This window comes from Vibrio celticus (assembly GCF_024347335.1).
GTDB classification, from domain to species: Bacteria; Pseudomonadota; Gammaproteobacteria; order Enterobacterales; family Vibrionaceae; genus Vibrio; species Vibrio celticus.
This window is the reverse complement of record NZ_AP025463.1, coordinates 2,240,079-2,260,943: the sequence shown is the minus strand read 5'-3', so window position 1 is coordinate 2,260,943 and position 20,865 is coordinate 2,240,079. Positions and strand designations below refer to the sequence as shown.

General features: G+C 44.9%; 18 protein-coding genes. 12 read left to right on the top strand and 6 right to left on the bottom strand.

Going from position 1 to position 20,865, the window contains the following annotated elements; genetic code table 11:
- Positions 1-16: 16 nt before the first annotated feature.
- The 6 genes from OCV19_RS10185 to OCV19_RS10160 all read left to right on the top strand — a co-directional run bounded on the left by OCV19_RS10185 (position 17) and on the right by OCV19_RS10160 (position 6,256).
- Positions 17-1,510, top strand: coding sequence for a transglycosylase SLT domain-containing protein (locus tag OCV19_RS10185; RefSeq protein WP_065675505.1), 1,494 nt, complete (start codon positions 17-19; stop codon positions 1,508-1,510).
- 78 nt (positions 1,511-1,588) lie between these two features.
- Positions 1,589-1,759: a hypothetical protein gene (locus OCV19_RS10180; protein ID WP_017062042.1), complete on the top strand. Its 171-nt coding sequence runs from the start codon at positions 1,589-1,591 to the stop codon at positions 1,757-1,759.
- Positions 1,760-1,761: 2 nt separating this feature from the next.
- The gene (locus tag OCV19_RS10175; RefSeq protein WP_017062041.1) at positions 1,762-2,568 is read left to right on the top strand and encodes an ETEC_3214 domain-containing protein; all 807 of its coding nucleotides are present in this window, start codon (positions 1,762-1,764) and stop codon (positions 2,566-2,568) included.
- Between the two features lie 58 nt (positions 2,569-2,626).
- Positions 2,627-3,604: a DHH family phosphoesterase gene (locus OCV19_RS10170; RefSeq protein ID WP_017062040.1), complete on the top strand. Its 978-nt coding sequence runs from the start codon at positions 2,627-2,629 to the stop codon at positions 3,602-3,604.
- Positions 3,605-3,849: 245 nt separating this feature from the next.
- Entirely contained in the window at positions 3,850-4,776 is a 927-nt protein-coding gene (locus OCV19_RS10165) for a LysR family transcriptional regulator (protein ID WP_065675504.1), read from the top strand.
- Between the two features lie 226 nt (positions 4,777-5,002).
- Complete coding sequence (locus OCV19_RS10160) at positions 5,003-6,256, top strand: D-amino acid dehydrogenase (protein WP_065675503.1); 1,254 nt, start codon at positions 5,003-5,005, stop codon at positions 6,254-6,256.
- A gap of 76 nt (positions 6,257-6,332) precedes the next feature.
- Here OCV19_RS10160 and OCV19_RS10155 read toward each other — a convergent pair whose 3' ends face one another.
- From OCV19_RS10155 to OCV19_RS10140, 4 genes are all read right to left on the bottom strand, one after another.
- Positions 6,333-7,070, bottom strand: a complete 738-nt coding sequence (locus OCV19_RS10155) for a dienelactone hydrolase family protein (RefSeq protein ID WP_065675502.1) — start codon at positions 7,068-7,070, stop codon at positions 6,333-6,335.
- 217 nt (positions 7,071-7,287) lie between these two features.
- Positions 7,288-8,217, bottom strand: coding sequence for a pyridoxal-phosphate dependent enzyme (locus tag OCV19_RS10150; RefSeq protein ID WP_065675501.1), 930 nt, complete (start codon positions 8,215-8,217; stop codon positions 7,288-7,290).
- A 92-nt stretch (positions 8,218-8,309) separates the two neighbouring features.
- On the bottom strand, positions 8,310-9,608 hold the full coding sequence (locus tag OCV19_RS10145) for a sensor histidine kinase (protein ID WP_065675500.1): 1,299 nt from the start codon (positions 9,606-9,608) through the stop codon (positions 8,310-8,312).
- Positions 9,605-10,282, bottom strand: a complete 678-nt coding sequence (locus OCV19_RS10140) for a response regulator transcription factor (protein ID WP_017062034.1) — start codon at positions 10,280-10,282, stop codon at positions 9,605-9,607. The genes OCV19_RS10145 and OCV19_RS10140 overlap by 4 nt, the downstream gene beginning before the upstream one ends.
- Positions 10,283-10,407: 125 nt before the next feature.
- Here OCV19_RS10140 and OCV19_RS10135 point away from each other — a divergent pair, with 125 nt between their 5' ends.
- From OCV19_RS10135 to OCV19_RS10125, 3 genes are read left to right on the top strand one after another with little or no spacing between them, the layout of a single operon-like run.
- Positions 10,408-11,427 (top strand): glycosyltransferase family 2 protein, encoded by a 1,020-nt coding sequence (locus OCV19_RS10135; RefSeq protein WP_065675499.1) that lies wholly within the window; start codon positions 10,408-10,410, stop codon positions 11,425-11,427.
- A complete protein-coding gene (locus OCV19_RS10130; RefSeq protein ID WP_065675498.1) occupies positions 11,424-12,911 on the top strand; it encodes an ArnT family glycosyltransferase in 1,488 nt (495 codons plus the stop codon). The genes OCV19_RS10135 and OCV19_RS10130 overlap by 4 nt, the downstream gene beginning before the upstream one ends.
- Positions 12,898-13,362 (top strand): GtrA family protein, encoded by a 465-nt coding sequence (locus OCV19_RS10125; RefSeq protein ID WP_065675497.1) that lies wholly within the window; start codon positions 12,898-12,900, stop codon positions 13,360-13,362. Before OCV19_RS10130 ends, OCV19_RS10125 begins: the two co-directional genes overlap by 14 nt.
- A 124-nt stretch (positions 13,363-13,486) precedes the next feature.
- Here OCV19_RS10125 and OCV19_RS10120 read toward each other — a convergent pair whose 3' ends face one another.
- Complete coding sequence (locus OCV19_RS10120; RefSeq protein WP_065675496.1) at positions 13,487-15,793, bottom strand: YgiQ family radical SAM protein; 2,307 nt, start codon at positions 15,791-15,793, stop codon at positions 13,487-13,489.
- Between the two features lie 330 nt (positions 15,794-16,123).
- Between OCV19_RS10120 and OCV19_RS10115 the strand changes: the two genes are divergently transcribed.
- Together OCV19_RS10115 and OCV19_RS10110 are read left to right on the top strand one after the other, a co-directional pair.
- Positions 16,124-16,804, top strand: coding sequence for a hypothetical protein (locus OCV19_RS10115; protein ID WP_017069996.1), 681 nt, complete (start codon positions 16,124-16,126; stop codon positions 16,802-16,804).
- Positions 16,805-16,936: 132 nt separating this feature from the next.
- Entirely contained in the window at positions 16,937-17,137 is a 201-nt protein-coding gene (locus tag OCV19_RS10110; protein WP_065675495.1) for a DUF4250 domain-containing protein, read from the top strand.
- A gap of 138 nt (positions 17,138-17,275) precedes the next feature.
- Here OCV19_RS10110 and OCV19_RS10105 read toward each other — a convergent pair whose 3' ends face one another.
- On the bottom strand, positions 17,276-18,187 hold the full coding sequence (locus OCV19_RS10105) for a LysR substrate-binding domain-containing protein (RefSeq protein ID WP_065675494.1): 912 nt from the start codon (positions 18,185-18,187) through the stop codon (positions 17,276-17,278).
- Between the two features lie 280 nt (positions 18,188-18,467).
- Here OCV19_RS10105 and metE point away from each other — a divergent pair, with 280 nt between their 5' ends.
- Positions 18,468-20,831 carry a 5-methyltetrahydropteroyltriglutamate--homocysteine S-methyltransferase gene (metE, locus tag OCV19_RS10100; RefSeq protein WP_065675493.1) on the top strand — a complete coding sequence of 788 codons (2,364 nt, stop codon included), beginning with the start codon at positions 18,468-18,470 and terminating at the stop codon, positions 20,829-20,831.
- The last annotated feature ends 34 nt before the right edge of the window (positions 20,832-20,865 follow it).

The following is a 20,865-nucleotide window of genomic DNA, read 5'->3' as shown; positions in this document are numbered from 1 at the left end:
ACTCTGGGAGTGAACTATGTACAAAATGATCAATAAGACCGTGTTAGCTGTAGTTATTTCGGCAGCTATTAGTTCTCAGGCATTTGCTGTGTCAGAAGAACAAAAGCAGCAGCTAAACAATGCTGTTGCCAAAGCAAGCCAGTCTCAAGAAGACAAAGTCAAAGAGTTTCATGCTTACGTTAATGCTTATTTGGATGAGTACGAAGCTTGGCGTGATGAATATACTAACAACCTCGATGAGCGCAGAACCGATCTAATCAAGACATGGGGTGAGGGTGAGGTTTCATCTCAAACCAAGCAGGTGGATTACTCTCAAGACGATCAGGTGAAAACTTCAGTCGATTACGAAACTAATACTGCAACAGTATCTGTATTGGTGGATGAAGATAGCAGCCCTGAAGAGATTAAAGCGCTTGTTAAAAACATTCCGGTTGAGGTTGCTGGTCAAAACGTTGAGCTAGCGGAGCTAAAAGCAGAAGACCACGCGGTGCTTTACTCTTTGGAGAAAGAGCAAGAAGAGAAAAACTTCGTTATCCAGCAGACGCAAAGCCAGATGAATGAGTTGGATGTGCAAGCCGAGCGATTGATTTTATCTGATACTGGTATTCCAGACTCTTTTATTTACCAGCGTGCTCATAACAAGAAAATGGCACTACTGGCAAAAGCTCAGGAACGTATTGCGGCGCAAACCAAGCTGTATGACGAAATGCGTGCCAAACATGGTATTGAGGTTAAACGACCAGAGCCAGAAGTTGAGATCGTAAAGCCAGCTGAAAAGGTTGAAGTATCAAAAGAGGTTGCCAAGCTAGAGCCCGCGCCAACAGAAAAGCAGCCGCCAAAAGTTGTGGAAAAAGTCGTCGAAAAAGCGCCACAGCCACAAGTGGTAAAGCCTAAGCCAGCCGTTGACGTTGCGGCGGCCCCGGCTAAGCCGAAAAAAGTGATCAGTTACAAAGTTAAGCTTCCTGAGAACAGCTTAAAAGCGCGCGCGAGCAAGTACAGTGCGTTGGCTGAGAACGAGAGTAAAAACTGGGAAGTTGATGCTGCACTGATTATGGCAATCATGCACTCGGAATCGGCGTTCCGTCCGGATGCGAAATCACACGTGCCTGCGTTTGGTTTGATGCAAGTGGTACCAACCAGTGCGGGTCATGACGTTAACAAACAAGTCCGTAATATCGACGCGCCAATGAAAGTGGCGGATCTGTATCAACCAGTTATCAACGTAGAAACAGGTACGGCCTATTTGGACATCCTAAACAGTAAGTATCTTCGCAAGATAAAGAATGACGAAAGCCGTTTGTACTGTGTCATTGCCGCATATAACACTGGTGCGGGTAATGTGGCTAGAGCGTTCAATAAAGATCGCTCCACCAGTATTGGCAAAGCATCGAAGATTATCAACCAGCTGACGCCTCAACAAGTCTATGATCAGCTAGTGGTTAATCTGCCGTACGACGAAACCAAAAATTACTTGAAGAAAGTAAACAGTCGTATCGCTTTGTATAAGTAATAAATTAGTTAAGCAAAACAACCAAGTACATGTCATTGGCATGTACTTGGATTACCAGTTAATGAATTGAGAGTAGCAATGTTTAAAATTTTCGCTTTAGTATTTATCGGTATCGGCATTTATCTTGGTCTTAATTACAGCGATGAAATTGAAAGCACCATGGACACGGATGCTTTTGAGCGAGTTCAAGAGAAGGCTGAAGATGGTACAGATGCGCTAATGGATAAAATCGACGAGATCAAAGGTTAAAAATGTCTGAAGAGCAAAACAAGGATATTCAAAAAGATATACAGGAAGAGTTACAAGAACTTCAAGACACTCAAGAGTCTCTGTTGGAAGAGCAGAAGAAGGGCGGTATGGCACGCACTATCGGCTTAGTGTCGGTTATTTCCATTGCTTTGGGCGGCTTTAATGACAGCTTTGATGCGCTAGAAAAGATGTTCGATTTTGGTCTTTCTCAAATGACAGACATTCCATCGCATAGAAAGTTGGACAAAATCTATATTCGTTCATCTGCCGAAACCTTAGACCAAACATTTGGTGCGCCTGTTTATATTAAGCGCGCTACAACGGATGATGTGATTAAGTACTACCAGGACGACAACTTCATCCTTTCTGCGATTACTCGAGATAATGCGATCGTCGCTTATCTGGTCTTCCCAAATGAAGACTTTGCTCCAGAAACATTCGAGCATGCAGGTGGTTCTGAGTTTTTTGCACAGACGTTTAGTTCTATTGAAAGTGTCAATGAGATCCGTGCATCGTTTGCAAGAACAGGTAACTACTACATTGAAGAGAATAATGGTGGCGAATTTGGCTACTTGTACTCATCAATCAGTGGTGCGAGTGAGTTTATTTCGCCGATGTCACAAGAGAACAGGAAGTTGCTTTCGGAAGTGGTAGACGCTTTAACAATGGACGAGAACGTTGTAGAAAGCGTACAGTCTTTACGTTTGAATGCGAAACCTAATTTCTATGGTTACAGTACGTTAGGTGTGGGGGCTTTAGAAGAAGCTATTTTGTCTAACACCGAATATCGTTTAATTCATAAGAGTTAACCATTAACACATCAGTTCTAGCTTATGATCAAGCTAGAACTTTATTAGCAGTGGGATTATGGCAAATTTAAAGTTCGAAAGCTTTCTAGAACGGCTTAAGGGTGATGACAGAATCATTATTCAAGCTCATGACTTCCCCGACCATGATGCGATTTCTTCCGCATACGCTTTAGCATACTTATTAAAAAGCAAAGGGTTGCGCCCATATATTACGTTTCATGGTTATATAGATCGAGTGTCACTCAGGAACTTAATAGATTGGTTAGATATTCCAATCTATCAGCCAAAAGATTTGAAACTACAACCGGATGACAAGGTTATTGTTGTTGATGGCTGTATTGGTGAGAAAAATGTCATCGATTTTCCGGGGCTTGAGGTCGGAGTGATCGACCACCATCAAGTGAAAGCACCTGATTTTGTATGGTATTCCGATATACGTTCAAACTATGGTTCAACAGCAACCATAATGGTTGAGTATTATCGTTATTTTTCTCTGCAGATGCCCCAAAATATTGCGACAGCACTATTGGTTGGTCTGAGTTTTGATACCGCAAACTTTACCCGAGGGGTAGGGACTGCAGATCTAAAAGCATTGTTGTATCTTCAAGCGAAGGCCAATAATGATATGGTTAACAAAATTTGTCGTAATCAAGTAGAGTTCCATGAATTAAAACTTTTCTATTCCATGCTCGATAGCTTACGTCGTGAAAAAAACGCAGCATTTGCTGTGCTTCCTGAAGGTTGCCCTAAAAATATGCTTGGCGTGTTAGGTGATTTCTTGCTGAGTGTTGATGAGCTCGATATTGTTGTTCTCACTGCTAGAAATAGAGAGAAGACCTTTATCTCTCTCCGTTCAGAGTGTTCAAAAAACAATGTCGCGAAGATAGTTAGAAGGGCCCTTAATGAAAAAGGGATTGGTTTTGGCGGCGGGCACCCTCATATGGCTGGCGGCATTATCAACAAACAGTTTGAATTCAGCAGTGAACTTGCTTGTGTTTATGACTTGATTCGACCGAACCTTTTACTTGATGCCTAAGTCCATCAGTGAAAATGATTGTTGCTTTACAAGAAGTAACAACTCAAAGGTGATGACGAAAGTTGTCGCCTTTGTTTTATCGACAGCAAGCTAAAACACGTATATCAGCCTTTGATGTGATGTCTTGAAGTGACTCGGTGCACAAGTTAGTAAGTGCAATTACAATCTTGATAAATTGGGATATATGTTCGCAGTAAAATTGTGAGACGCTTGATTAAGTGTTAGTCGAATCACAAGGAAGTTGAATGCACCACTTTAATATCCGTGCTCTTGAGTATTTAAACGCGTTGTCAAAATATGGGTCGTTACGTAAGGCATCTAAGATGATGAACGTTGATCCTGCGGCAATGAGTCGAATGCTGACACAATTAGAAGCGCAAGCGGAAATGAAAGTATGGGAGCGCAACAACCGCCAATCACTGTTAACCGAAGCGGGTAATGAGCTGCTGAATTACTACCGTTCCATTGTTCGTGGAGAGGCGGCAGTGCTTGCTCGACTAACCAAGCTTAAAAACCTGAAAGGAGGCAATGTCAGCATTGCCATCGGTGAAGGGTTTATTACCAACTTGGTGTCAAAACCGATGCAAACCTTCATGACTCGTTATCCTGATATCAATCTTTCTATTGAGATCGCTGGAGCATTGGATGCAGTCAAGATGTTGGAAGATCAACAGATAGACTTTGCGATTACCTATGCGTCTGCACCGCACCCTAAACTGCACTCTCACGTTGAACGCAGCCATCCGCTCGAATTGATTGCTCCTAAGGGGCATTTCCTTACTATGAAAGAAGCACCAGTGGTAATGCAGGATATTCAAGACGCTTCTCTCGCCTTGATCGATAACTCGACTGGTATGGGGAGGCTGGTCAAGCAGGCCGAACAAATGTCCCATCTTACCTTGCAGCCAAAGCTTCAAACCAATTCGGTGACTGCACTGACTAACTTTGTTTCAGCAGGGTTAGGCGTAACCTTTATGCCCAAGCTCACCGTGATCGATGAGATAAAGTCAGGGCAGATTGAAGTGGTTGCGACCGAGTTGGAGATGCTATCGAAGGCGACGGTTAAGGTTCAATCTTTGAAAGGCCGTGCACTCACGCTACAAGCCGAAACCTTGTTGGATTTTTTACTCGAGAACGCCACTTTCTTGAGTCATGACGCTTACAATATCTAGGCTTAATCGATTTACTTAGCGACTCCTACCTAAGCTTTCAAATACCGCCAATATCACAGTTTCAAACTGCCGAATTAGTTTTTAAGTAGAATTGATATTTTATCAACACCATCTCTATTGTTAAGTCAACATGTAAGAAATAAGTTACAAATCATTAACGAAACGAGTTTTAGACTGACAGCTGTGTTCGACAGGTTTTGGCTTTGTCGGGCATTAGGGGAAGAGAATGGAAGTTATTGTAATTGGCAGCGGTGTTATTGGATTGACCAGCGCATGGTACTTGGCAAAAGAAGGTCACTCGGTCACGGTTATTGATCGTCAAGATAGCAGTGGCAAAGAAACCAGTTTTGCGAATGCAGGGCAAATTTCTTACGGGTATTCTTCACCATGGGCGGCGCCTGGTATTCCATTGAAAGCGATGAAATGGCTTACCCAAGAACATGCGCCACTTAAAGTGAAGCCGTCACTTTCTCCTGAGTTGGTGACTTGGGCGACTAAGATGCTCGCCAACTGCAATGAAGCCAAATACGCACAGAATAAATCGCGCATGTTGCGAGTCGCTAACTACAGCCGAGATTGTCTGACTGAGCTAAGAACCAGTGAACAACTGGCTTATGAAGGTAGGCAGAAAGGCACCTTGCAAGTATTCAGAAGCGAAAAACAATTGGACGCTATTCAGCAGGATATGAAGCTATTAACAGAGAGTGGAATCAAACATTCGCTGTTTGACGTTGAGCAATGCCTATCCATTGAACCAGGTTTATCAGATGTGAAAGATAAGCTGGTTGGCGGCCTGTATTTACCACAAGATGAAACTGGTGATTGCCATCAGTTCTGTTTAACCTTGACTGAGAAAGCCAAGCAACTCGGCGTTCAGTTCGTGTTTGATACTGAAGTGGTCAAGCTCAATCATCAGAATCAAACCATTGTGAGTATTACCACGACTCAAGGTGAATTCAAAGCGGACGCTTACGTGGTCGCTTCAGGCAGTTATTCTCGAGACTTGTTGAAGCAAGTCGATTTGTCGATACCTGTCTATCCAGTGAAAGGGTATTCGCTAACACTACCGATCGTGAGTGCAGATAAGTCGCCGACCTCTACAGTAATGGATGAAACCTACAAGGTAGCGATGACTCGTTTCGATGACCGAATTCGTATTGCAGGGACGGCAGAGCTTGCTGGCTTCAATTATCTTATTCCTGAAAAACGTAAAGCCACGATTGATATGGTGATTAAAGATCTTTTCCCACAAGCGGGTGACTTTTCTAAGGCTGAATACTGGACTGGGTTAAGACCAATGACACCAGATGGTACGCCTATCATAGGAAAGACGCCTATCAAGAACCTATTTACCAATACGGGCCATGGAACTCTAGGTTGGACAATGGCATGTGGCTCAGGAAAGATCTTGGCAAGCGTGGTCGGTGGCTCTGCCAGTGATATTAAAACTGATGACTTAAGTATCCATCGCTATATGTAGTGAGATGATGCAGTGATAATTAAACAACCCCATTCTTAAGCTTTAGAATGGGGGTTATGGGTTCTGAGGGAGATGATTATCTGGTGGTGGTTTCTAGCACATGGGTAAATCTATCCCAGGATTTTTGGTCAGCTTCTTGTTGATAGTTGTTTGAGCCGAAGACGGTGAAGGCGTGTGGCGCACCACTATAAGTGATCATCTCATGCGGAACTTTGGTTGATTCAAGTTGAGCGGCGAGGCTTCCAAAGTCGTGCATTGAGATCATGGCGTCTGCTGTGCCATGGAATACGACAACTGGGGCTTTGGTTTGCGAGTAATCTTGTCCTTTCGGTGTCGATAAACCACCGTGGAAGGTAACATAAGCTTTCGAAGGGATACCTGCACGAGCCGCTTCTAAAACGGCAGCGCCGCCAAAACAGTAACCCATCATCACGTTATTATCTAAGTTACCTCCAAGCCTTTCGGCTTCCATTGCTCCCGCATTAAGTAGCGTACGTATTTTTGCTCTGTCTTTATACAGTTCGCCGGTGTGTTGCTTTTTGTCTTTCACTTCTGTTGGACGAATGCCTTTACCAAACAGGTCGATGGCGAACACGTTGTACCCAAGCTCATTGAGCATCTCAGAACGTTTCTTCTCGTAATCGGTTAAGCCATCCCAATCGTGTACTAATAGCACTAAAGGTGCTTGGTCGCTGGCTTCACTCCAATAGCCTTCGTAATCCACTCCATCCACTTGGTAAGTGACGTTTTCTCCTGAAATCGCTGAGATGGGCAGTAAAACTGACAAGCAGCCGAGCATAGTGAGTTTTCGCATACGTTATTCCTTTCGATGACAATTGCCGTTCCAATCGAAAGTATAGATAACGCGATGATTCTCGCCAGATTTCTGTCTTTAATTTGAAGTGTAAGAGTAGAGGTAAAATACGAAAGTGAAACGCTAAAACAGCCATCACGATCAAGTGTGATGGCTGTATGACGGTGTTCTCAGATTACGGAAATTCGAATATCCAGAGCTCGGTGTGACGGGGCAATTACCAGGAAGCGTTAGTCGTGCTACGGCACATATCTGGATATTTTCGCTGATAGCGTGGCAGCATCGATTCGTTACCTAAGATACCGCCTTGGTGAATGTAGATAATGGTTTTAGTTGGGTTATCTTCTTGCCATTGTTCTAAGCATTGCCACATCAATGGGTCGTAAAGCAGGTCAAACTCGATGTCGGTTTGCTCTTGTAGATCCAACCAAGTTTGATAATCCTGTTGATACAATTTTCCAAAGTGGTGTTTGGTTTCGAGCGATAAGATCTGTGGATGTTCGGTTTCACCTAGCTCATTAAATTGCTGCGTTAAATAGTCGCTGCCACCAACACAAGCACACGTTAATACCGGGATGTTGTGCAGCTTTAAATGCTTATGAAGATAGAGAGCTGTGCTACCTGTCCCTGCGGGGAGTGCGACCACAAAATCGTGTTGGTTTTCGAAGCGAGTCCAGCTCAGTATTTCCATTGCCAATTGCTTAACACCATACTCAGCAAGCTGAGAGCGTCCACCCTCTGGTAACACAATGCAGTGGGAGTCAGGTTGTCTTACTTGCTCAATATACTCTTTAGGATGAAGCTCAGAGCCTGTCTCTTTGACTGAAATCACCTTAGCGCCAAGGTCTACTGCACCACGGTAATTACCTATTGGGCATTCTAGTAGCCACTCGGGAAGATGATCGACGTAGAACTCAAGCGTCCAACCTTTGATCTTTGCCAGTGCCGCGAGTGAGAACAGAGAGTTAGCCTGCGCAGAACCATAGCTGATCAAGGTTGTGGTCTCTGGGTGCTCGTCTTCAAGCAGCTTCATGAACTTGCGGGCTTTGTTACCGCAAAAGTGTGAGTGAAGTTGATCGTCACGCTTTAAGAAAAAGGTGTGGTCGTTAAATTGATGCTGAGTTACAGGGCTATTATTTAGTTTCATCGCACTTAAACAAAATGCTGACTAAAGAGCCAGCATTTTTAAATCAAATAGGACGGACGAGTATCTAGTAGCCAGAGGCGGCTGTAAACCAACTAAATCAAGTTTTCGTTCGATATTGACGCGGATGAATCGGCTTGAAAGGTGATCTTGGCTGTGCATCCACCACAGCTGCGATTAAACAATTCAAAGTCCCAATGAAAACGCTGACACAAGTCATCGACAATCAACAAACCTAGCCCGTGTCCATTCGGGTTGTATTGCTCCTGCAGGCCTTCGCCTTGGTCTTCAATAATAAGACTGTCTTGAGAAAGGGTAATAGTTACTGTACCGCTATTAGTGGCTGCAATCGCGTTTCTTAACAAGTTACCGACCAACATATTCATGATCGCGCTGGTGGATTGAATGGTTGGTTCTGATTGAACTTGTAAGGTTATCGCGACTTCCTTCTCGTCAGCCTGCAACGAATTTTTAGAAACGATAGTCTCTAGCTCTTGCTGGCTGAATAAACGTAGCGGTGCATCGTCACTGTTTCTTTCATAGCGAACGAGACCAAGCAGTGCATCGACCATTTCAGACATTTGAACAATGGCTTCATCAATACGTTCAACCTGACGAGATTGAAATTCGGTTGTTTCGCTTCTCAGTAACAGTTTGTTGGCACCACGAGCAACAGTCAACGGAGTTCTTAGTTCATGACTTGAGTAGCGTGCGAAAGCTTGCTCGCGTTTTACTAGAGAATTGATTTCTCTTCTGTATTGATTGAGTTGATCCGTCAACTGACGAAACTCCACCGCCGCATCGTCATTCACTCCAAATTCTTCGTTTAGATTGAGCTTATTGGATTCAAGCTGTTCAGACAGGGAGTTGAAGGGCTCAATCAGCCGTTTAGACAACCGATAGAGCAGAGCTCCGAAGCTGAATATTAGAATAGAGAGAAGGGCTAATACAAATGTGGTGGCATAAACGAGCTCAAAGACACTAAGCTCGACACGGTCTATTTCAGAAAGCAGAACAATAGGGTGAGTTCTACCTTCATGAGTATACTCGCCAACATAGACCATACGAGATTCTGGATCTTCACCGACCTCACCAATGAAATTTTCTTTGCCTTCAATATACTTTAAATACTTTTTCGGTAGATAGGAAAGATCGTTGTAAGCGATAGTCAGGTCATCAATACGAAGCTCTCCACTTTCGCCTGACTGGAATAACCCGACTGCATAGTTGCGGTCAATTAGGATGCGTCTTTCACCCACGCGGTCTTCCGACAAGTACAGGGCTGTGATAAATACCACATAGACAAATACCGACACAATTACGGCCATTAACCCAAAGAAAACCGCTAAGCGGCCCGTTAGGGTTTTTGTGCTTGTAAGAACATTTGAAATCAATTCGATGGCTCCAATCGGAAGCCAACTTTAGGCACCGTAATTAACATCTGAGTGTCAAAAGGCTTGTCGAGTTGATTACGTAACTGATAAATGTGACTGCGCAACACATCATTGTTGGGCTCGTTTTCTTCCCATAACTTGTAGGAAATAGCTTCACGAGTGACTACTTCAGGTGCGCTTTGGCACAGCATCTCAAGTATGGTGTAAGTGGTTGGATTGAGCGCTAGTAGTTTATCTTGGCGGTAAGCTTTACGGGTTTTTTGGTCGATGGTGAGTTCATCGAACTGAAGTTTTGAAGAGGCGACTTTTCCGCGGTAACGACGGACTAACGCGTTCATTCTTGCTTCTAGAATATCCAAATCAAAAGGCTTGGTGAGGTAATCATCGGCACCGTGTTCAAAGCCTTTCAGCATATCTTCTCGGCTATCTAAGGCGGTCAGCATCAAAATAGGTGTCGCGTTACCTTGGTCTCGCAGTTTATTACAAACCGTTAGGCCGTCCATTCTCGGTAACATTAGATCCAATATGATGATATCAAATGAGTTTTCCAACGCGAGTTGTAGGCCAAGTTCACCGTTGTCTGCGTAATCGAGTTCCATGCCAATACACTCAAAATAATCAAACAAGACACCTGCAATTTCACGGTTATCTTCGACTAATAGAACTCGTTTCATTTTGATTCTCATACAGAAATAGACAGTAACATTATCCTGAGTGAGCGTGAAAAATATGTCAATAACATAACTTTCACTTATGGGAGGGTAGATTGGCTTCAGATTAAAAAATAGAAGAACGTATTATGTCTGAACTTCATATTAGCCGCCCTAAGATATCTACATCGCAGATCAATCCTGCGGTCTCTTTGTCTATCATTGTGCCTTTTTACGATGAACAAGAGGTATTGGAAGAGTTCCACTCTCGCCTTACCAAGGTGCTTGATAGCTTACCGATCACGAGTGAGATTGTTTATGTCGACGATGGCAGCAAAGACAACAGCTTGGACTTGGTGAGTTCATTCACTTCAATCAACAGCTCAATCTCGGTGATTGGTTTAAGCCGTAACTTTGGTAAAGAGTCAGCCATGAGTGCTGGCCTTGAGCATTGCCGAGGACAAGCGGTGATCTTGTTAGACGCAGACCTGCAAGATCCGCCGGAGCTGATCCCACAAATGGTTGCCAAGTGGCGCGAAGGTTATGACGTCGTCAATATGCAGCGTAGCCAGCGCGACGGTGAAACATGGTTTAAGAAGTTTTCAGCAGCGAGCTTTTACAAAGTAATGAATGTGGCGGCGAAGATTGATGTTCCTGAGAATGTGGGTGATTTCCGACTGTTAAGCCGGGAAGTTGTCGACCATATCAATCAGCTTCCAGAGCGTAACCGCTACATGAAAGGCATTTTTTCATGGCCGGGTTTCCGACAAGCGACGCTCCAATTTAAGCGTGATGCTCGCTTCTGTGGTGAGACCAAGTGGAACTACCTCAAGTTAATCGGATTGGCGATGGATGGGATTACCTCGTTCTCTATCCGACCTCTGCGTATTGCGACGGCCGTTGGTGGTTTAGTGGCGCTTACTGCTTTTGTGTATGGCGTCTTCATCGTATTCAAAACCATTATGTTTGGTGAGCCTATCACGGGTTACCCGTCAATGATGGTCGTGCAACTTGCCCTTGGAGGTATTCAACTCCTGAGTATTGGTTTAATGGGGGAATACATAGGTCGTATTTTCATTGAAACCAAGAATCGTCCTTTGTATCTGATCCAATCGGTGGTCGATACCCCTGCATTAAAAACACATTTCAAATTAGAGGAGTCAGCATGAGCCTGAACAGAACGCACCTATGGTATTTGTTGGCTTTTGCACTGGTTCTAAGACTCCTATCTTTGGCGACTTATCCGTTAATGGATACTACGGAGGCGCGCTACGGAGAAATGGCTCGCTTGATGGTGGAAACCGGCAATTGGTTAACACCTCAGTTTGATTACGGCATTCCTTTTTGGGGCAAGCCACCGTTGTTCACATGGATGAGTGCTGCTGGTATTGAGCTGTTTGGTTTGAGTGAGTTTGCTGTTCGTGCACCTCACTGGTTAGCGGGAGTAGCGACAATTTTGTTAACCGCTTACATGGCGAAGCGAACTGGGCAAAGTGCGTTGGTTGCCGCGGTAGTGTTGGCGACATGCGGTATTTTCTCTATTGCCGCGGGCGCTGTGATGACAGACATAGCATTAACCTTAGCGATGACCATTGCCATGTTAGGCTTCTACTTGTGTTGGCTAGGAGGAGAGGGTTGGAAAGGTGAAGGCAGTGCGAAGACTAATCGATCTTGGGGTTATGTTGGTTTCATTGGCTTAGCACTAGGCTTGCTTGCAAAAGGGCCAGTAGCGATTGTGATCATGGCTATCGCAGTTTTCCCTTGGTTAGTATTACAACATGGCTTCTTTGGCGCTTTCAAAGTGCTTTGGCAACGCTTTCCATTGTTGTCTGGCTTGGGTGTGATGCTAGCGATTGCTTTGCCTTGGTACATCATGGCTGAAATGGCAACACCGGGCTTTATTGATTACTTTATTGTTGGCGAGCACTTTAAGCGTTTTGTTGTGAGTGGCTGGGAGGGCGATTTATATGGTTCTGCCCATGACCAAGCAAGAGGTATGATCTGGCTGTTTTGGCTTCAAGCGGCTGCGCCGTGGTCGATTGTATTACCTATATTGGCATTTGCTCGACGTAAGAAAATTGCAGAAATTAATACTGAAAATCGCGGCTTGTTTTCATTTCTTGTCTGTTGGTTGATTTCACCTCTGATTCTTTTCACTATGGCGGGCAATATTCTCCCAGCTTACGTCCTGCCAGGTATTCCGGCTCTTGGCTTGTTGATTGCTATACTCGTAGTGGAAAAAGATAAGAAGTGGTTCTCGAGCGTGGCTTTGGTTCTACCTGTGTTACTAATGATTGCGATGGTCTACCTGAATCTCGGCAAGGCGAACGAGAAAAGTGACCGTATTATCTTCGAACAGATTACGGATTCTGCGCCAAGCTTTTACGTGGGTAAACGACCATTCTCTGGGCAATTTTACAGTCATGGTCAAGCGAAAAAACTTCTCGATATCGAGCAGCTAGATGGCATTGATAAGTTCTATCTGATTGGTAAAAGATCTGAAGTGGAAACCAAGATAAAAGAGAACGCATTAACGTGTATTCTAGAGCCAACGGTGAAAATAAAGCGTGCTTTATTCAGCTGTCATAGCTCAAGCATCAAGCCAAATCTATCGTTGAGTCATATTCAAAGTGGCAACGATGTTCAGCGTTAACTCGGGGTTACGAATGTTCAACAACAAGCTTCAAACGCACAGTCAGAGGTTACAGTCCCACCACAAGGTGGTTCGATTTGCTGTGGTTGGTGTTGGTGGGTTTGCTGTTGATTGCTTAGTGTTTGCGTTACTGCATTATGCCGTTGGGCTGCCTTTGATGAGTGCACGGATAGGATCTTTCATTGCAGCCGCCACGACAACGTGGTTTGGTAATCGAGTGCTAACTTTTGACTTCAAAGGGCAGGGTAGTTGGTCAGAGAAGTTGATTCAGTGGCAAAAGTTCATGTTTTCCGCATCGATATCGGCGATACCTAACTTGCTGTGCTTTAAGCTGATGACGGAATTGCTTCCTGCATTTACTGGCGCTCTGTTTATCGCAATGGCCGTTGGTATCTTGGTGGGCATGGTCACTAACTATTTGTTTAGTCAGTATTGGGTCTTCACCCGTTAAGCTCTCTTGTAATCAATTAGCCAAGTGAAACCTTGGGTTAGTGATCGGTAACAGACACAAAAAAGCGCAGCTAAATAGCTGCGCTTTGTATTTTTATGATAACCAAGTAAATGGGGTCGCTATATTAACGCTGTGTTGCGCGCTGGCGATTCTTTCCGTTACTTGCAGGTTTACCACCTTGACCATTACCCGCTTTGCTACGGTTTGGCTTGCCATTCCCGCCGCCATTGCCTTGAGATTGCTGACTAGCAGGGGCTTTTTTGATGAAGCCAGTCGCTGGTTTATTACCATTACCGTTCTGCTTTCCGTTGCCCTGGTTGCCGTTGTTTTGGCTACCTGTTGGCTTCTTACCACCCGGTTTAGGCTTATTGCCACTAGGCTTAGAATGGTTACGTGGGCTTTCGCCACCAAGACCCGGTTGAGCTTTACTGTGCTTAGTTGCGAAACGTTGTGAACCATGACGACCAGACTTACGACGCTGTGCTGGTGTTTGAGCCTCAAAATCTTCTTCTGGCACTAAGCAGTTCGCTTTGTCACCAATTAGGTGCTTTTTACCCATGCTGATCAGTGCTTCACGGATGATCTTCCAGTTTTCTGGATCGTGGTAACGAAGCAATGCTTTATGCAGACGACGTTGACGATCGCCTTTAGGCACTGGAACATCTTCACGTTTTTTGTATTTCACGCGCTTCAGAGGGTTAGTCTCTGAGTAGTACATCGACGTTGCGTTACACATTGGCGATGGGTAGAAGTTCTGTACTTGGTCACACTCGTAGTTGTGCTTTTTCAGCCACATTGCAAGGTTAAGCATGTCTTCATCTTCTGTGCCCGGGTGAGCAGAGATGAAGTAAGGAATTAGATACTGTTTCTTACCGGCTTCAGCGCTGTACTTCTCGAACATCTCTTTGAAACGATCGTAAGTGCCCATGCCCGGCTTCATCATCAGGTCCAGTGGGCCTTTTTCAGTATGCTCTGGAGCAATCTTCAAGTAACCACCAACGTGGTGAGTCACGAGCTCACGAACGTATTCTGGAGATTCAATCGCTAAGTCGTAACGTACACCAGAAGCGATCATGATCTTCTTAACGCCCGGTACTTTTCTCGCAGAGCGGTACAGGTCAATGGTGTGTTGATGGTCTGTGTTTAGCTTTTCACAGATTTTCGGGAACACACATGATGGGCGACGACAGTTAATTTCAGCTTTTGGATCTGAACAACCTAAACGGTACATGTTCGCCGTTGGGCCGCCCAAGTCAGAAATAGTACCTGTGAAGCCTGGTACTTTATCTTTAATGTCTTCGATCTCATCCAAGATAGATTCTTTCGAACGGTTCTGAATGATACGACCTTCGTGCTCTGTGATTGAACAGAAAGAACAACCACCAAAACAACCACGCATGATGTTAACCGAGGTTTTGATCATGTCGTATGCTGGGATTTTCGCTTTGCCGTACATAGGGTGTGGAACACGCTTATAAGCAAGGCCAAACACGTAGTCCATCTCTTCTGTGGTCAATGGAATTGGCGCTTGGTTAACCCAAAGTTCGCGATCACCGTGACGTTGAATCAGAGCACGACCTGAGTACGGGTTTGTCTCAAGGTGCAGAATACGGCTAGCGTGAGCGTAAAGAATACGGTCATTGTTTAGCTTTTCGTAGCCTGGGATACGAACTGCTGTTGTTTTTGCATCGTGACGAGAAGGACGAATCGTAATCGGCTGTGCTTTTACTTCTTCTTTTTCGTCTTTCTTGGTATCACACTGGGTTTCAACTTCGTACGGGTTCACCGGAACGTACGCTTTGTTCGGCTTTTCGATACGAGAAGAGTCAATGATCTTGAAGCCCTCTGGGGCCACAGGAAGATTGATAGCAGTACCGCGGATATTGGTCAGCGTAGACATGTCTTCACCATCAGCAATGCGGTGTGCTACTTCAACTAGTGCACGCTCAGCGTTACCAAAAAGAAGAATGTCTGCTTTTGCATCAAACAATACAGAGCGACGAACTTTATCTGACCAGTAATCGTAGTGAGCCACACGACGTAAGCTCGCTTCAATACCACCAAGCACGATTGGCGTGCCTTTGTAAGCTTCACGACAGCGTTGAGAGTAAACCAGAGTTGCACGGTCAGGACGCTTGCCACCTTCATTGTTCGGTGTGTAAGCATCATCGTGACGTAATTTGCGATCAGAGGTGTAGCGGTTGATCATGGAGTCCATGTTACCCGCTGTGATGCCGAAGAATAAGTTAGGTTTACCTAGCTTCATGAAGGCATCTTTATTGTCCCACTTTGGTTGAGCAATAATGCCCACGCGGAAACCTTGAGCTTCAAGCAGACGGCCGATGATAGCCATACCAAAGCTCGGGTGATCGACATACGCGTCACCAGTTACAATAATAATGTCACAGCTATCCCATCCAAGAGCATCCATCTCCTTTCTACTGGTAGGCAAAAAGGGTGCTGTTCCGTAGCACTCGGCCCAGTATTTTTTGTGTTCGTGTATAGGAGTGATATCGCTGTACATATTTCAACCTCTGATTTTTGAGGCGGGAATTATAGCGGCATGAGCCTAGACTAGCCAGTAGAACATGCCCCTGTTAGTTCTGGTGTCTTTCGTCTTTTTACGGTAAATGGCGACAAAAGAGCCATACAACAGCATAGTTGAAGCCCTGAGTAACGTCGCTAATTTGTGATTTTGATTAGTGTTCGCAGCAGTTTTTGATATTATTCGCGAAAATAAGTCTGAAGAAGTAGATCCACAATGGTCGAAACGTTATTAGTACAATTTGCTCCGATGCTTTTAGGAGCCCAACTGATCTTAACCCTTATCTTGGTGAAAGGGGATATTTGTCCAGGGCAGCGTGGCCGTATCCACAAGATGTTGCCTGCGATTGGCGTGCTGTGGCTTGCCGTCGCTTCAGTAAAAATTGAAGCCTTTCTGGTCGTGTTTGCGATCTTTTACTTCTATTCTCAAGTCCAAACCAAGAAGACACGCGATTCTGGCCCTATTTGGGTGATGTACTTAGCTTGTGGTTTGGCATTGTCTTACGTGGCTATTCAAGCGACGGAACAAGCAACTACTGTTGGCATTATCACTACTGTATTGCTAGTGGCACTGTTAGGCTCAGCGTTTGGACATTTATTGCTGACGATTGCAAGAACACGCTTACAGGCATTTCACCGAGTTCTGCCCGTTGTTGGTGTGCTGACGGGTATGTTAGTGGTTTTGGCGACAGTCGTGAGTGTTTATTCTCTTTCTGAAGCTCAATTAGAGCCTGTGATTTCAACGCTACTGTTCAGCTTTGCTTTGTTAATCTCCGCTATCGTGGTTTGGTGTTGGCATTTATTGTTCGTTAAAACCCCGGAAAAACTGCAACTGACAATTTCGTTACTGATGTTATTGGCGGCAGCTGTGGGTTTAACGCCAGTGTGGGCACTTTAATCGCGCACTTTCATTAATTACGTACGCTCATTAATCACGTATTCTCTTTAAGAAGTGTGATCAGTTTTTTAGCATGGCGTTGGTAAGCGTTCTAAACTTAATTCTAGTCGGTGTGTTCGTAAGGAGTACGAGATGGATTTAAGCAACGTCAAAGGTTTCGATAGCATTATCTTGCTGGGAATCGTGAATGAAAAACTTCGCCTAGAGTGCGATAGCTTTGAAGAGCTGATCAGTATGTATGAAATGGATATAGAAGGTGTCGTGGGTAAGCTGGATATGCTTGGCTATCAATACGACCCATTGACTAACCAGTTTAAGTCTTATCCAAGATAGTCTATTTTCGCGAATCAACAGATATCGAAAATCATCGGTACTGAAACTAAAAAGTCACAGATTATCTGTGACTTTTTAGTTTCTGGCGTTTGCCTATCCGATTTAACACAGGCTTAAGCTAGCCCAATAATGAATCTCTTAAACAACCTCAATGCCATCTAAGTGACTCTTACTTTGCTGTCTTGCTGTGCTAAAGAAAGCCTGCAGGTAACGTTTGTCTTTTTCTGAGTTTCTTACCGCTGCAAACAGTCTTCTTGAAAGCCCTTTACCTAGCGGCTTACTGGCTATCAAACCTTGTCTTGAGAACTCACTGATCGCCCAGTTTGGTAATGCCGCGACCCCTAAACCCGCTGATACCATTTGCACCAACATCAAGGTGTTGTCTGCTTGTTTCCATTTCTTTGGTTCCACACCTGCTGGTTGCAAAAAGTGTTTCACGACGTCTAAACGCTGTTTTTGAACTGGATATGAGAGCATGGTGAGATCGCTAAGATCTTGCGGATCAATGCTCGCTTTATCGGCCAAAGGCGAGTTGATCGCGGTGATAAGGCGCATCTCAAAATCGAACAGCGGTTCGTAGTGAACTTCAGAACGAGGCTGTATATCTGAGGTGATCACCAAGTCCAATTCACCAGCCATTAATGCCGGTAGCGGTTCAAAACCAAAACCTGACGAGAAATCTAGGGTCACGCTTGGCCATGCAACTTGATATTCCTTCAAAGCGGGCATTAGCCATTGGAAGCATGAGTGACACTCAATCGCCATGTGCAATCGACCATTCACATCCTCTTTCAGGCTCGCCAACTCATTCTCTGCTTTAGCGATTCTTGGCTGTATCTCATCTGCGAGCTTAAGCAAGATCTCACCCTCAGAGGTGAATTTCACTGGCCTAGTTTTACGCAGGAAAAGCTGACCATCAATACGTGCCTCTAGGTCTTTCAACTGGTGAGACAGTGCCGACTGAGTCAGGTGAAGAGAGGTTGCAGTCGCGGTTAGTGAGCCGCTGTCTCTTAAGGTAGTCAATGTTCGAAGGTGTTTAAGCTCTATCATGAGTATTCCTCATATTCCCTAAGCCAATTCAATATTTCTTAATAATCACCCTACGGGGTTTTTTATCATTTGTAAACGTCTAGATGTCCAGATGGATTTGGTTTGTTCATCTTCGGTCTGTTCAAGATGAATATTTTTAATAAACAAGATGAATATTTGGACGTTGTTCATCGTTCAGATTAGGTGGCTAGTTTAGCCATCCAGACGCCTTTTTGTAAAAGTAAAAACCATGACAGGCAGTCTGACCGGAAATTAAAATTATCGAATAAGGAACAGGCTCATGACGACAACAACGCATATTCTTGGCTACCCACGTATCGGCGAAAAACGTGAACTCAAATTCACACTAGAGAAGTACTGGCGCGGCGAGATTGGTCAATCTGAGCTCAAGCAGCTCGGCAGCGAATTGAGAAATCGTAACTGGAATGTACAAGCCGACGCGAATCTAAGCTTTGCAACTGCGGGTGACTTCGCATGGTACGACCATGTTCTAACAACGACGTTACTTTTAGGCCATATACCTAAGCGACACGCAGGTGGTAGCGAAGACGAAAAAGCCTTCCCAGACTTAGATACCTTGTTCCGCGTTGGTCGCGGTCAATCTCAAACTCAAATACAATCTCAAAGGCAGCCAACTTGTTGTGGCGCTAAGCATAGCTCTGAAAGCGCTAAAGATGGTGCAGCAGCATCAGATATGACGAAGTGGTTCAACACTAACTACCACTACATTGTTCCTGAGTTCAGTAAAGACGACACCTTTGAAGTGAGCTGGCCGCAGCTGTTCGATGAAGTAAATGAAGCGATTAAAGCAGGACACAAAGTTAAGCCAGTTCTTCTCGGCCCGCTGTCTTACTTATATCTAGGCAAAGAAGTGGAAGAGGGCTTTGACCGTTTAACCTTGTTGCCGCGTTTGCTTACTGCTTACCAAGCGATTCTGGCTAAACTTTCCAAGTTAGGTGTTGAGTGGGTGCAAATCGACGAACCTATCCTTTCTCTGGAACTTGAAAAACGGTGGTCTGATTCATTCAAGTTGGCTTATCAAGTGATTCAAGGCGATGTGAAACTGCTGCTTACCACTTACTTTGATTCTGTGACTGATACGTTAGACAAGATCGTGGAACTGCCCGTCAACGGCTTACACATCGATTTGGCTGCCGCACCGCAGCAACTCGATGAAGTGGTGAATAAGTTACCGGAAGATTGGGTACTTTCTGCGGGTGCAATCAATGGACGCAATGTTTGGCGAGCAGACTTAGCTTCTCAGATTGAGTTACTGCAACCTGTGAAAGAAAAGCTAGGCGATAAACTATGGGTCGCAAGTTCATGTTCACTGCTGCATAGCCCGGTCGACCTTGAGTTAGAAGAGACGCTTAGCGAAGAAGTGAAGAGTTGGTTTGCCTTTGCAAAACAGAAAGTGACCGAGGTGAGCTTATTGGGTGCCGCGTTAGACGGCGACCAAAATGCCATTTTAGCGTGTGAGACTTACAGCCAACCTATCGTTGCACGCAAGAGCGCGACTCATGTGAACAAGCCACAAGTTCAAGCTCGTCTTAGCACGATTACTAAAGCGCTAGCAGAGCGCACTGCTCGATACGCAGAACGTGCCGCGCACCAGTCTGAGGTGTTGGGTTTACCGTTACTGCCAACTACAACCATTGGTTCGTTCCCACAGACAGGCGAGATCCGTGTTCAACGTAGCGCTTACCGCACTGGCAAACTGAGTGAAGCGGAATATAACACTGCATTGAAAGGCCATATTGCGGATGCCGTTAAACGTCAAGAAGCACTGGATTTGGATGTGCTTGTTCATGGCGAAGCTGAACGTAACGACATGGTGGAGTACTTCGCAGAAAACCTAGCAGGCTTTCAAACCACTAAGTTTGGTTGGGTACAAAGCTATGGCTCACGCTGCGTGAAGCCGGCGATTGTGGTCGCGGATATTGAACGAGAAAAACCAATGACGGTGGAATGGTCGACCTATGCCCAATCTCTGACCTCGAAGCAGATGAAAGGGATGCTGACAGGCCCAGTCACTATCTTATGTTGGACATTCCCACGTGAAGATATCTCGCGTAAAGAGATCTCCAATCAATTGGCGTTTGCGCTGCGCGATGAGGTGTCGGATTTGCAAGACGCAGGTATTAACATTATTCAAATTGATGAGCCTGCTATTCGCGAAGGTTTGCCACTGAAAAAGCGTGACCATGCCGAATATTTAGAGTGGGCAGTGGATGCCTTTAAGATTTCAGCAGCGAGTGCCAAGCCAGAGACTCAGATCCACACACACATGTGTTACAGCGAGTTCAACGAGATCATTGATTCAGTGGCTGCGCTAGATGCCGATGTGATTACCATTGAGACTTCTCGTTCGAACATGGAACTGCTGAAAGCGTTTGAAGAGTTCAACTACCCGAATGCGATTGGCCCCGGTGTTTACGATATTCACTCGCCGAACATTCCTTCAGAAGAGTGGATTGTGGGTTTACTTAAGAAAGCGGCAGAAAAAATCCCAGCAGAACGTTTGTGGGCGAACCCAGATTGTGGGTTAAAGACACGCAACTGGGCAGAGACAGAAGCCGCACTAACTAACTTAGTTTCGGCGACTAAGACACTGCGTAAAGAGTGGGAAGCCGCAGAAGCTTGAGCATAACTAATACTAGGGTTTGATTACCCGCTAA

Coding starts and splice junctions, on each gene's coding strand:
- OCV19_RS10185 (WP_065675505.1), top strand. CDS start 17: ATGTACAAAATGATCAATAAGACCGTGTTAGCTGTAGTTATTTCGGCA.
- OCV19_RS10180 (WP_017062042.1), top strand. CDS start 1,589: ATGTTTAAAATTTTCGCTTTAGTATTTATCGGTATCGGCATTTATCTT.
- OCV19_RS10175 (WP_017062041.1), top strand. CDS start 1,762: ATGTCTGAAGAGCAAAACAAGGATATTCAAAAAGATATACAGGAAGAG.
- OCV19_RS10170 (WP_017062040.1), top strand. CDS start 2,627: ATGGCAAATTTAAAGTTCGAAAGCTTTCTAGAACGGCTTAAGGGTGAT.
- OCV19_RS10165 (WP_065675504.1), top strand. CDS start 3,850: ATGCACCACTTTAATATCCGTGCTCTTGAGTATTTAAACGCGTTGTCA.
- OCV19_RS10160 (WP_065675503.1), top strand. CDS start 5,003: ATGGAAGTTATTGTAATTGGCAGCGGTGTTATTGGATTGACCAGCGCA.
- OCV19_RS10155 (WP_065675502.1), bottom strand. CDS start 7,070: ATGCGAAAACTCACTATGCTCGGCTGCTTGTCAGTTTTACTGCCCATC.
- OCV19_RS10150 (WP_065675501.1), bottom strand. CDS start 8,217: ATGAAACTAAATAATAGCCCTGTAACTCAGCATCAATTTAACGACCAC.
- OCV19_RS10140 (WP_017062034.1), bottom strand. CDS start 10,282: ATGAAACGAGTTCTATTAGTCGAAGATAACCGTGAAATTGCAGGTGTC.
- OCV19_RS10135 (WP_065675499.1), top strand. CDS start 10,408: ATGTCTGAACTTCATATTAGCCGCCCTAAGATATCTACATCGCAGATC.
- OCV19_RS10130 (WP_065675498.1), top strand. CDS start 11,424: ATGAGCCTGAACAGAACGCACCTATGGTATTTGTTGGCTTTTGCACTG.
- OCV19_RS10125 (WP_065675497.1), top strand. CDS start 12,898: ATGTTCAGCGTTAACTCGGGGTTACGAATGTTCAACAACAAGCTTCAA.
- OCV19_RS10120 (WP_065675496.1), bottom strand. CDS start 15,793: ATGGATGCTCTTGGATGGGATAGCTGTGACATTATTATTGTAACTGGT.
- OCV19_RS10115 (WP_017069996.1), top strand. CDS start 16,124: ATGGTCGAAACGTTATTAGTACAATTTGCTCCGATGCTTTTAGGAGCC.
- OCV19_RS10110 (WP_065675495.1), top strand. CDS start 16,937: ATGGATTTAAGCAACGTCAAAGGTTTCGATAGCATTATCTTGCTGGGA.
- OCV19_RS10105 (WP_065675494.1), bottom strand. CDS start 18,187: ATGATAGAGCTTAAACACCTTCGAACATTGACTACCTTAAGAGACAGC.
- metE (WP_065675493.1), top strand. CDS start 18,468: ATGACGACAACAACGCATATTCTTGGCTACCCACGTATCGGCGAAAAA.